At 59.3% G+C, this 11,977-nt stretch carries 10 protein-coding genes and 3 pseudogenes; 2 read left to right on the plus strand and 11 right to left on the minus strand.

Annotated features, from left to right (window positions below; all coding sequences use genetic code 11):
• The first annotated feature begins 13 nt into the window (after positions 1–13).
• The gene (locus tag J3D54_RS27115) at positions 14–409 is read left to right on the plus strand and encodes a DUF2784 domain-containing protein (protein WP_253425109.1); all 396 of its coding nucleotides are present in this window, start codon (positions 14–16) and stop codon (positions 407–409) included.
• 2 nt (positions 410–411) lie between these two features.
• Here the strand turns inward: J3D54_RS27115 and J3D54_RS27120 are convergent, their stop codons facing one another.
• Positions 412–1,989, minus strand: a complete 1,578-nt coding sequence (locus J3D54_RS27120; protein ID WP_253425112.1) for a sensor domain-containing diguanylate cyclase — start codon at positions 1,987–1,989, stop codon at positions 412–414.
• 150 nt (positions 1,990–2,139) lie between these two features.
• The gene (locus tag J3D54_RS27125) at positions 2,140–2,667 is read right to left on the minus strand and encodes a DUF3087 domain-containing protein (RefSeq protein ID WP_253426803.1); all 528 of its coding nucleotides are present in this window, start codon (positions 2,665–2,667) and stop codon (positions 2,140–2,142) included.
• A 228-nt stretch (positions 2,668–2,895) separates the two neighbouring features.
• Here J3D54_RS27125 and ppnN point away from each other — a divergent pair, with 228 nt between their 5' ends.
• Entirely contained in the window at positions 2,896–4,269 is a 1,374-nt protein-coding gene (ppnN, locus tag J3D54_RS27130; RefSeq protein WP_253425116.1) for a nucleotide 5'-monophosphate nucleosidase PpnN, read from the plus strand.
• A 143-nt stretch (positions 4,270–4,412) separates the two neighbouring features.
• Here ppnN and J3D54_RS27135 read toward each other — a convergent pair whose 3' ends face one another.
• The 9 genes and pseudogenes from J3D54_RS27135 to J3D54_RS27175 all read right to left on the minus strand — a co-directional run bounded on the left by J3D54_RS27135 (position 4,413) and on the right by J3D54_RS27175 (position 11,818).
• A complete protein-coding gene (locus J3D54_RS27135) occupies positions 4,413–4,772 on the minus strand; it encodes a DUF6124 family protein (RefSeq protein WP_253425119.1) in 360 nt (119 codons plus the stop codon).
• A gap of 523 nt (positions 4,773–5,295) precedes the next feature.
• Complete coding sequence (locus J3D54_RS27140) at positions 5,296–6,723, minus strand: FAD/NAD(P)-binding protein (protein WP_253425122.1); 1,428 nt, start codon at positions 6,721–6,723, stop codon at positions 5,296–5,298.
• A 131-nt stretch (positions 6,724–6,854) separates the two neighbouring features.
• Positions 6,855–7,137, minus strand: a pseudogene (locus J3D54_RS27145) (hypothetical protein); the annotation flags it as partial.
• Positions 7,138–7,389: 252 nt separating this feature from the next.
• On the minus strand, positions 7,390–7,758 hold the full coding sequence (locus J3D54_RS27150; RefSeq protein WP_253425125.1) for a hypothetical protein: 369 nt from the start codon (positions 7,756–7,758) through the stop codon (positions 7,390–7,392).
• 175 nt (positions 7,759–7,933) lie between these two features.
• Positions 7,934–8,080: pseudogene (locus tag J3D54_RS27155) on the minus strand (cupin domain-containing protein); the annotation flags it as partial.
• 44 nt (positions 8,081–8,124) lie between these two features.
• A pseudogene (locus J3D54_RS27160) lies at positions 8,125–8,457 on the minus strand (acyl-CoA synthetase); the annotation flags it as partial.
• Between the two features lie 310 nt (positions 8,458–8,767).
• Complete coding sequence (locus tag J3D54_RS27165) at positions 8,768–10,171, minus strand: LLM class flavin-dependent oxidoreductase (RefSeq protein WP_253425128.1); 1,404 nt, start codon at positions 10,169–10,171, stop codon at positions 8,768–8,770.
• Complete coding sequence (locus J3D54_RS27170; RefSeq protein ID WP_253425131.1) at positions 10,171–10,605, minus strand: acyl-CoA dehydrogenase; 435 nt, start codon at positions 10,603–10,605, stop codon at positions 10,171–10,173. Before J3D54_RS27170 ends, J3D54_RS27165 begins: the two co-directional genes overlap by 1 nt.
• A 10-nt stretch (positions 10,606–10,615) precedes the next feature.
• The gene (locus J3D54_RS27175) at positions 10,616–11,818 is read right to left on the minus strand and encodes an SfnB family sulfur acquisition oxidoreductase (RefSeq protein WP_253425134.1); all 1,203 of its coding nucleotides are present in this window, start codon (positions 11,816–11,818) and stop codon (positions 10,616–10,618) included.
• Positions 11,819–11,977 lie beyond the last annotated feature (159 nt).

Raw genomic sequence — 11,977 nt, forward strand, 5'->3', positions numbered from 1 at the left:
TCAGGGAATCGACATGCTTTACCGAATCGCCGCCGACGGGCTGGTGCTGTCTCACTTGTTGTTTATTCTGTTCGTGCTGTTCGGCGGGCTGCTGGTGCTCAAATGGCGCCACCTGATCTGGTGGCACCTGCCCGCCGCTGCATGGGGCGTGATCGTGGAAGTCTTCCACCTGACGTGCCCACTCACCGAATGGGAAAACCGCATGCGCCACGCGGCCGGGCAAACCGCTTACGGCGGTGGCTTCATCGAACATTACGTGTGGCCGATCATTTATCCGGCCGGGCTGACACCCACGATTCAGCTGGCACTGGGCAGCGTGGTGCTGGCGCTCAATGTGCTGATCTACGCGCATCTGTTCCGGCAATGGAAGCATCCGACCCGTTCAGGCAGTAACCATCGATCCAGTTGAGCTCAGTTGGCAATGACGCTCATGTTCCGGCCACTGGCCTTGGCCACATACAGCGCCTTGTCTGCGGCGCCGACCATGTCATCGGGCTGGGCTTGCGCAGCCGGGTCGTAGGCGCAGACACCCACGCTGACCGTGACCACGCCCTCCACACCTTCAACGTGTTTGATGCCCGCCTGCTGAACGGCGCGGCGAATTTTTTCCGCTATCAGAAACGCCCCCACATAGTCGGTGCCGGGCAGCACCACCGTAAACTCCTCGCCACCGAAGCGGGCCGCGAGATCACCGGGGCGCTTGATGTTGTCAGTGATGATGGTGCTGATTTTGCGCAGACACTGATCGCCCGCCAAATGACCGTAGTGGTCATTGAAACTCTTGAAGTGGTCGACATCGATCATCAGCAGCGCAAGATGGGTCTGGCTACGCCTGGCGCGGCCCATTTCCGCGAGAATGAACAGGTCGAACTGACGCCGGTTGGAAAGCCCGGTCAGTGCATCTTCCAGCGCCAGCAACTCAAGGCTGCGGTTAACCTCAATGAGTTTGTCCTGAGCCTCCAGCAGATCGTTCTGAATATGATTTTGCTGTTTCATGAGGCGGATCAGGCGATAACCGAGAGCGCCCAGAAACCCCAGCAGCAGCAAGACGATGCCCGCACTGAATATTGACTCCTGCCGCCAACTGGCCAGGACTTCATCCTTGTCGAGCGCGGCAAAAACGATCAGCGGATAACCCTCGACTCGTCGAAATCCCACGACCCGCACCACCCCGTCCACAAAGGACCTGACTGTTGCCGTACCGGAATCGCCCTTGGGCAACAGCTGGGTAAACAGCGGCCCTCTGGCGACGCTGGTGCCGATATCGGCTTCGTTGAACGGACGCCGAACGACGATGGTGGTGTCATCGGAGATCAGGTTGATCACCCCGTTTTTGCCCATGTCGATGCTGTTGTACAGGTCCAGGAAATGGTTGAGGTAGATCGAAGCCACCACCACACCGGCAAACCGGCCATCGGCGTGATTGATCCGGCGTGACACGGTCATGATCCACTCACCGGTCGAGCGACTTTTTATCGACGGACCGACATGCGGACCGCGGTCGGTATGATCGCGATGGTAGATGAAATATTCACGGTCGGAATTATTGGCATTGGGTGGTATGACGTTAATGGCGTTGGCGAGCCAGCGTCCTTCTTCGTCGAACACGAACAGCCCATGGATCTGCACCAGCTCACTGCGCTGGGCATTGAGCAAACGTTGCAGTCGGGGAAATTTATCCGGTTGCATGCCATCGATTTCGAGGCGCTCCACCAAGGAAAACAGCAGCGTGTCGGCCTGTTTGATCGATGCGTGCGCCTGCGATGCCAGGGTTTGCGCCAGGTTGGACATCGCCACTTCGCTGTCACGCAAATGGTACTGACGCGAGTTCCAGCTTTCACCGACCACAATGGCCATCAAGGACAGGCACACCGCAATCAGCAGAGAAACCGCGTATCGAACCTTGAGCCTTGACTCAACCTGCACCGGTACCCAAGGCGTGGCGAACCGAGTGTGTTCAATACGATCTTTGACGGACGGATGCCCCATGACGCTCCCTGAATCCCTTATGACATGGCGAATTTTCCCGTTCGCCCTTGTAGCGTCAGCCAGCCTTGACCGACGCTCAAACCATTACAACCCGACACCGATACGATAGGTGATTTGCACAAAAACGCTCATTGCCAGCGATCGTAATCGCTACATCGGCGTCTGTTTGATCGCCTCAAACCAGACCGGATTCAATCGCGTCTGTTCGGTCTCGATGCCCAACGCGTCCATCCGTGCCTTGTGCTGGTCCATCTCTCGGGTCAGCTGGCTATGGTCGCTGGAGTTGCCGTCCAACTGGTGCATCTGGCTCAGCCCCAAGTGATAAAAGCGCAGCAGCTTCATGGCGGCAGGGTCGCCCTGCTCCACCGCCGCCGTCACCTGATGCATGACGTTGGTGACGCTCATCAGGCTACGCTTGAGCTGCCAACCATAGACCGCTGGCGCCATCCATTCCTGGGTCCAGAACTTGCCACGCATCAGCGCCACCGTCAGCAACAACGCGGCAAACACCCCGCCCACGTTGAACCGCAGATTGTCGCTACCGGGTTCACCGAACAGGGCCACCGCCGCCGTGGACAGCACCATCGCCAGCGCCAGGAACATCAGAGCGATGATCACCGTGCTACGCCGCGTCTGGCGTCTATAGGTTTCGGCATTCATTGGCTGGATTTCGAACATCGCGACGGGGTTCCTTGCATCGATGGTAAAAGGCGCTGTGACAAAAAGACTGCGGGGCATTATCGCCTCCCCGAAAGATTTAGCTATGCTGGAGCTCCTTTTCATCTTTTCATCGTCAAACGGGGGCATGGCGATACAGCGCAGTTCGTGCCATCTTCATCATGGATACACACTATTCGGATGCCATGCGCCGTTGCTGGCGGGTGACATCGTTTTAAGGATCAATGAATGACCCAACGACATGTAATCAACGCCTCGGTCAGCCCTAAAGGCAGCCTGGAAACACTGTCCCAGCGTGAAGTACAGCAACTGAGCGAAGCCTCATCCGGCATCACCTACACCCTATTTCGCCAGTGCGCCCTGGCCATCCTCAATACCGGCGCCCACGTCGACAACGCCAAGACCATTCTGGAAGCCTACAAAGACTTCGAAATCCGCATTCACCAGCAAGACCGTGGCGTACGCCTGGAACTGCTGAACGCCCCGGCCGACGCCTTCGTCGATGGCGAAATGATCGCCAGCACCCGCGAAATGCTCTTCAGCGCCCTGCGCGATATCGTCTACACCGAAAACGAACTCGACGCCTTGAGCATCGACCTGAGCACGTCCCAGGGCATCAGCGACTACGTCTTCCACCTGCTGCGCAACGCCCGCACCTTGCGCCCCGGCGTCGAACCGAAAATCGTGGTGTGCTGGGGCGGCCACTCGATCAACACCGAAGAATACAAATACACCAAGAAAGTCGGCCACGAACTCGGCCTGCGCAGCCTGGACATCTGCACCGGTTGCGGCCCTGGCGTGATGAAAGGCCCGATGAAAGGCGCGACCATCGCCCATGCCAAGCAACGCATCCACGGCGGTCGTTACCTTGGCTTGACCGAACCTGGAATCATCGCCGCCGAAGCGCCGAACCCGATCGTCAACGAACTGGTGATCCTGCCGGACATCGAGAAACGCCTGGAAGCGTTCGTGCGGGTTGGCCACGGCATCATCATTTTCCCAGGTGGCGCGGGCACGGCCGAAGAGTTCCTGTACCTGCTCGGCATCCTGATGCACCCGGACAACCAAGACCTGCCGTTCCCGGTGGTCCTTACCGGGCCGAAAAGCGCCGCGCCGTATCTGGAGCAACTGCACGCCTTTGTCGGCGCAACCCTCGGTGAAGAAGCGCAGCAGCACTACGAGATCATCATCGACGACCCGGCTGAAGTAGCGCGGCAAATGACTCAAGGCCTCAAAGCGGTCAAACAGTTCCGCCGCGAGCGCAACGACGCGTTCCATTTCAACTGGCTGCTGAAGATCGACGAAGGCTTCCAGCGCCCGTTCGACCCGACCCACGCCAACATGGCCAACCTGAAACTGAGCCGCAACCTGCCGTCCCACGAACTGGCCGCCAACCTGCGCCGCGCGTTCTCCGGCATCGTCGCCGGCAACGTCAAGGACAAGGGCATCCGCCTGATCGAAGAACACGGGCCATACCAGATTCGCGGTGATGCCGAGGTCTTGCAGCCGCTGGACCACTTGCTCAAAGCCTTCGTTGCCCAGCACCGGATGAAACTGCCGGGTGGCGCGGCGTATGTGCCGTGTTACCAAGTGGTGGCTTGATACGCAAAACCTGTGGAAGCGGGCTTGAGTTGCCGTTTAAACCACCGGAAACAAGAAACCCCGCGTGATGCGGGGTTTCTTGCATTTAAGGGGCTTAGTCAGGAACCCCTCGCCACAACAAGCCCCTTTGCCAAAGATCCTGGCTAGTCTTGTGGATCGAAATTATCCAGCACCCGGTTCACAGCCAACTCCCCAAGCATGACCACCGATTGAATCCCCAACATCACATTGCGATGTGGCATGTCCATCAAGCCGGCGAACTCACTGAGCATCATGCTCGCTGACGCCAGGGATTCGCAGGCGTTGACCAGCAGGGTTTCGTTATCGACCTTCGCACCCACATGGTAAATGGTGCTGGGTTTGCGCTGGGTGGCTTTGGGGATGGGGGGTTTGAGGTAGTGGTCGAGGGCGCGGTCGGCGGCTTCGTGGAGTTTTTTGGAATCGAGGGATTCGTACGGGGACGTCGGATCGGTTTCCGGTGGATTTGGTGTTGGTTTGAACATATGAAGCTCCTAGAGTTATGGAGCCGCTACAAATCGCTGCTAAACGAAAAAGAGGTGGCGGCTGTACGCGGGTTAGCAGACCAGGACTCTAGAACCCGGCGCACCGAAGTGCCCCACGCAAAGCCGCCATAACATGAACGGTTAACGTTGTACGTCTAGAGATGACCCGGGCTGCTAAACCCGATCGCTGATTGGTCAGCGACCCGGAAACGATAGAACCCGGCCTCAAGGCGCACAAGCCGGCGGATTCTGGCGTAGTCGTAGGTAGCGGCGCAAGGCTGTGTAGCCTGAGAGAGTGTCTGGAGATGTCGTTTAAACAATGCTTGTTTAGCGGTCTGACACCCAGCCTTGTGATGGCTGTACCGGCCTCATCGCGGGCAAGTCGGATCGCCGCACCGCCGCTCCCACAGTGATCGCTGTCGTTCACAAATCCTTTGGTCAAAGCAGACACCTGTGGGAGCGGCGGTGCGGCGATCCGACTTGCCCGCGATGAGGCCCAAAAGAACACCCTCAAAACCCAAGATCAAACCACCGGATACATACCTGCCAACCGCACCGCCAACGCCTTGGCCTGACTCGCCACATCGGTCACCGCCGTGCTCTCCCACCACATCCCGCGCAACGGCGGGCCCATGGCGAACAAACGGCTGGCGACCTGCCCGTCGGCACCCAGTACCGCGCCATCCACCGCCGCGGCAATGCCCAGCGCCAATGGACCCGGACGCACCAGCCCGCGAGCGAGCAATTGCTGGGGCAACGGCCGCGCCACCCGGCGCCAATCGTATTCGATGCCGCTGGAGTTGATCAGCGCCGCGCCATGCACCACGCAGGTTTGCGCCTCGCCACGCCGACGAATGCGGATACTGACCTCGCCGTCCGACGCAGGCTCGAGCCCCTTGAACGATGCGGCCTGAATCCGCAACCGCCCTTCCCCGTGCAGCCGTGCCACCAACTCGGCACTCAACGGCGGCGAGCGATGGTGATGGCTTTCCCACCACGGCCGCACATGCCGCACAAACTGCCGACGCTGCACATCGGTCGCCTGACTCCACAACCGCCCGATATGCGCCCGCACCGTGTCCAGCGGCGCTTGCCAGTCGATGCCCTGAGCGATGGCGTCGCGGCAATGCCGGCGTAGCTCGCGGACCAACTGACGCGGTGTGCGAATGCTGTGGTCCTCGGCGAGAAAATCCAGCCACGCCGGTGGCTGCCTGCGCACATGCGGCAGCAGGCCATGGCGGGAAAACACTTCGATCGGCCCGCGATGCCCGGCCTGTTCCAGCGACACCACGGCGTCGACCATGGTCAGGCCCGAGCCGATGATCAGCACCGTCGACTGCGGATCAAGTTGGCGCATGGCGGCTACATCCCACGGGTCGAGTGCAGCGGCATTCAAGCCGCTGGATTCGGTTTGTGGCGTGCGGGCGGCGGGAAACATTCCGGTCGCCAACACCGCGTAAGCGCCCTGCAATTGCTGCCCATCACTCAAGCTCAACCGCACCGAATCGCTCAACGTTTCCACGTCCACCACCTCGGCCCGCACATGTTCGACACTCGACCCTTTCAATGCGCCCACCGCCTGCGCTTCAGCCAGACGCTGCTGCACATAAACGCCAAACAACCCGCGCGGCGGAAACAGTTCACTGACCGGCACATGCTGCTGATCCGACTCCGGCCAGCCACCCGCGGCAATGTGTTCGGTCAGCCATTGGGTCAGGTCATCGGCGTTGTCCGGGTCGACGCTCATCCGCGCCGCGTTGCCGTTGAGCGTATGCCCCGGTTCCACCGCGCTATAGGCTTCGCCACGGCCCAGTTCTGCTCGTGGCTCGATCACCAGAACCCGGCGCTGACCGGGCAAACGCAACAACTGCGCCGCCAGCATCGCGCCGCTCAAGCCGCCGCCAATGATCAGGATGTCAGCGTGGCGGATGGCGTTTGGGGTGTCAGTCATGGCGTTCTCACTGGTCACTGTTTACCTAAATAAAAGTCGTGCAGATCGCCCCGCCAGTAACTCATCGGCGGCACCGGACAGCACCACGCGACCGGTATCGAAATCTCTTTGACGATAATAGGCGATCGAGCTCATGCAATGTCCCGTAGCCAGGTCGGCTCGGGCTGGGCGCTGGGGGTGCGAGTGGCTTGCCATATGAAATGCAGGTTGTGGAAGCCCAACAAACGGCGAACGCGGTTTTTGATCAACCGTTGCGGGCCTTTTTCCGGATGAGCGATGGCCCAGTCGCAGAGGCGTTGGCACCAGGTGCCTTGGGGTTGCGGGGTTTGCACCGGGCCGAACAGGTCGATGAAACTGGCCTTGGTTGATCCAGAGTTGCTGCGTCTGTCGCCCCTGGACGAATGCGTGGGTCGGAGGCTGCGCCACAGGGCTTCGGGGCAGTGTCAGGCTGTCACGGGCTGACTCCGGTATCTGGGTATACACCCAACCCCAAAACATAAGTCGCGCCAATAAATTTATCTCCAAGAATTCAAATAGTTACATAGAACCAAGGTATTAGCTTATTACCTCAATACAACAAACTGTCCTCCCACTGTTGCCCAGCCAACAGCGGGAGGAGCAGGTATTACCCTGAAACCGGGATTACACAAATCAGCATTCCGACTATTACTTGACTTTGTAGTTGCCGACAGGCGAACTCAAGTCGCTACCGTCAGTTTTCTTCACCGTATAATCGACCTTAACGGCCGCACCTGATTTTGCGGTGAAATCATAAGCAGGCAACATCCAAATAACACCTTCAGCCACGTCTTCTTTCGTCACCTCAAGAGGCGTTCTAAAAAATCCCCCTACCCCTTCAACGTCCATATGTGGAATCACCGAATCCCCAACCTGGATACTTGGTGAAACAGCAATATGAATTGTACAGTCCGTTAAAAAATCCGGCTTAACAAAGCCGTCCGCAGCCTGCCGAATCGTCGGAGCGAGCAAGCCCCGATCAAACTTATGAAACGTAACCCCTTCTTTCGTCGTCATGACACTATTCCTTTTCCTGTTAATCGTGAGTGAAGACGCGAGAAATGAACTAGCCGATGCCTTCATTTTTTTCAGTAGGTCTTATTGCAAGAGCCACACTAATGCTCGAACTAACACGCGTCTACTGTCAGAAATAACAGGTAGCCCAACTTTTTCGACGTGCGGTAATCGGCAGTCAAATCACCACATTTCGCACAAACCGCGCCGCCACTTCTCCATCATTACGATAGGAATGCGGCTGATGACTGGCAAACATGAAGAACTCGCCAGCCGCAATTTTCTGCGACTGATCGCCCAGCATCAGCATCAGGCAACCTTCGAAGAAAATACGGGGACGAAAATACGGGGACACCCATTAGCCGCCAGGTCGAGATTGTCCGGCAGTGTCAGCAGTTCGGCGCCGATGTGCCGGGCAGCCAGCGCGAGAAGTAGCAGATTCGGTTCGAACGCGTCGCTCAGGGCCAGACACGAATCTTCGGTGAAACCTTGCTGACGCAAGCCATCGGCCAGCCGTTCGACATCGCGCAAGGCATCGATCCAGCGCCAGACGAACCACTGGCCATGGCGTTTGTGGCGCAGCGCCGGTTGCAATGGGCTGACCTGCGCCCAATGCTGCAGCTGCTCCAGGGCCCGGGGCACCTTGACCTGCCACTCGGTGGTGTCCGCGATGGGCGGACGCTTGAGTTCATGCACGCTCATTGGCTTACCTCTTTTCCATGGGCAAAAGCGTGCGGTGGTCCGCCGGGCTGGAATCTGTAAAACGCCACCGTCCCCCTGTGGGAGCGGGCTTATGTGGCGAGGGGGCTTGCCCCCGTTGGGGTGCGAAGCGCCCCTAAAATCAAGCTTCGCGGTCTTGCATTAGAAAGTGCAGTGACCGGTTTACGATTGCTTCGCAATCGAACGGGGGCAAGCCCCCCTCGCCACAGAGGCTCCCACAGGGTTTTGTGTCGTCCACAAATATCGCCGGCGATACGAAACCTGTGGGAGCGAGGCTTGCCCGCGAAAGCGCCTACGCAGACGCCACTTTCCTCTCCTGCTGACGCAACCCCGCCAGGTATCGATAGCCCGCCCCCGGATGGATATCCGGCAATCGCGCCCCTTCCCCAAACAACTTCTCGCGCAACGTCCCCGGCGCGTATTCGGTCTTGTACACCCCGCGCTTCTGCAACTCCGGCACCAGCAATTCCACGGCGTCGATGAAGGTTTCGTGGGTCAGCGCATACGCCAGGTTGAAGCCGTCCACATCTGTTTCCTCAACCCATTCCTGCAGCAGGTCGGCGACGGTCTCGGGGCTGCCGACAAACAGCGGCCCGAAACCACCGATCCCGACCCAGTCGGCCAGTTCGTTCGGCGTCCAGACCTTGTTCGGGTCCGCCGTGGAAAACGCCTCCACCGCCGACTGAATGGCATTGGTATGCACGTGCTTGAGCGGCTCATCCGGTTTGAACTGGCTGAAATCGATCCCGGTCCAGCCCGAGATCAGTGCCATGGCGCCCTCATAACTGACCCAGGTTTTATATTCTTCGCGTTTGGCTTTGGCGTTGGCGTCGGTCTCGCCGAGGATCACCGTTTGCAGATTGAAGATCAGGATCTTCGATGGATCGCGCCCCGCCTCGGCCGCCCGGCGACGGATGTCGGCAACGGTTTTCTTCAGCAGCACTTTCGACGGCGCGGCAACGAACACGCATTCGGCGTGTTCAGCGGCGAACTGTTTGCCGCGACTGGAGGCGCCGGCCTGATAGAGCACCGGCGTGCGCTGCGGCGAAGGCTCACAGAGGTGAATCCCTGGCACCTGAAAGTGTTTGCCGACGTGGCGGATCTCGTGGATCTTGCTCGGGTCGCTGAAGACCCGCCGCTCGCGATCGCGCAGGATCGCGCCCTCTTCCCAGCTGCCCTCCCACAGCTTGTAGCAAACCTCCAGGTACTCTTCGGCGAGGTCGTAACGGGCATCGTGTTCGGTCTGGTTTTCTTGCCCGAGGTTCTTCGCACCGCTTTCCAGGTACGAGGTAACGATGTTCCAGCCAGCGCGGCCCTTGGTCAGGTGATCGAGGGTCGACAGGCGCCGGGCGAACGGATACGGATGCTCGAACGAAAGCGACGCGGTCAGGCCGAAACCCAGGTGTTCGGTGACCAGCGCCATCGGCGGAATCAGTTGCAGCGGATCGTTGACCGGCACCTGCGCCGCCTGACGGATCGCCGCGTCACCGTTGCCGTTGTAGACGTCGTAGATGCCGAGCACATCGGCAATGAACAAGCCGTCGAACTTGCCGCGCTCAAGGATTTTCGCCAGATCGGTCCAGTACTCCAGATCCTTGTACTGCCATGAGCGATCTCGCGGATGCGCCCACAGGCCGGGCGACTGGTGGCCGACGCAGTTCATGTCAAAGGCGTTGAGACGAATTTCGCGGGCCATCAAACGGCACTCCCAACGCTTGGGGGATGGATGCCGTTGAGGCGGAAGTTGCCGATGAGGTGGAGTTTCCAGCGCAGCGGGTCGTGCAGTGAGCCGTGCAATGCAGTGCGTTGGCCGGTGAGTTCGAATTCGGCGTTGCTGACGGCGTTGAGCGCATCTGCGCTAGCCAGATGAGACTCGGCGATGGCAATGCTGATTTCCGTGTCATCTTCAAGGCTATTCAGGAAGTCTTCGGCACGTTCGAGCAGCGCGGCGGCGACTTCGATACGGATGTGCAAGTCGCCGAAACGGCTGATCACGTAAGGATCGTCCGCAGGTTGTTGCTGACGAACAAAACGCAGGGACGCATCAAACAGGCTCCGAGCGTTGTGCAGATCGTGCTGACTTTTGGCCAGGGGCTGCCCGGCAACAATCGGTTGGGTCAAGGCGTTCATGGTTGGCTCCTCAGTTCCAGGCGTGGCGCGCAGGCTTCACGCCGTTGAGCAGGTAGTTGCCGATCAGGTGGTATTTCCAACGTGCGGGATCGTGCAGGGTGTGCGTCCGGGCGTTGCGCCAGTGACGGTCGAGGTTGTATTTGCCGAGCACCGAGCGAGTACCGGCCAGCTCGAAGAGTTTGCTGCTGGCAAGCAAGGCGATCTCGGCGGACAGCACTTTGGCCTGGGCGACCACCACCGAAGCACGGGCCACCGTGTCTTCATTGGGGGTGAGTAGCGCATGGTCGATTGCGCGGCCAGCCTTTTGCAAAATGGCTTCGGTGCCGTGGACTCGCCATTCGAGGTCGCCAATCGCAGCGATGCTGAACGGGTCCTGCCAGCCGTGATCCTGCCCACTGTCGATCCAAGGCCGGGCTTCGCGGGCGTAGCGTTTGGTTTCTTCCAGGGCGCCGACGGCGATGCCGGTGTCCACGGCCGCCTGAATGATCTGCGAGATCGGGCCGTCGGCGGTGGGTTCGTCGAAGGCTTTGTGAGCCGGGATCACAGCACTGAGCGGGACCTTCACCGCGTTCAGGGTGACACCGCCGCTGGCCGTGGTGCGTTGGCCGAAACCGTCCCAGCTGTCGATAACGGTCAAGCCGGGAGTGTCGCGCTCGATGAAGGCTATGAAGGCCTTGTTCTCTTCATTGACCGCCACCGCCGGCACGATGTGCGCGAACAACGCGCCGGTGCAGTAGAACTTCTCGCCGTCGATTTGCGCGGTGTCTTTGTCGAAACGAATGCGGGTTTCGAAAGCACCGGCGTTTTTGCTTTTGGATTCGGAGAAGGCGTTGCCGAAACGGTAGCCCTGCAAGACTTTGCCGAAGTAGTAACGCTTCTGCTCTTCGGTGGCGGTTTGCAGCAGGATGTCGAGCACACCAAGGTGGTTTTGCGGGATCTGGCCGAGGGATGAGTCGGCGGCGGAAATGATCTTGATCACTTCGGCAACGGTCACGTAGGAAACGCCAGCGCCGCCGTATGCCTGGGGTACGGTGATACCCCAGAGGCCGCTGGCGGAGAATTCGTCGAGTTCGGCGATTGGCAGGCGTCGCTCGCGGTCGCGGAGGCTGGCCTCGATGGCGAAGCGCGCGGCGAGCTTGTGAGCGACGGCGATGGCTTCGGCGTCCGAGTGGATGATGTGGGCGGTGCGAGGGGGTTGGGCAGAGGCTGTCATGGGCCGACTCCAGAATTCTGGTGAATACCCCAGAGCTTCTGCAGGAGTCATGCCTGAAATTAATTGTGTTTTATTTCAACAATTTGAGAGATTTTCCGAGAAAAAATTGAAACTGTAAAACAGCAAAGTGTCTCTCTAGTGTTGATCGGCGAACAGTTA

The sequence above is a fragment of the Pseudomonas sp. GGS8 genome (genome assembly GCF_024168645.1).
Classification (GTDB): Bacteria; Pseudomonadota; Gammaproteobacteria; order Pseudomonadales; family Pseudomonadaceae; genus Aquipseudomonas.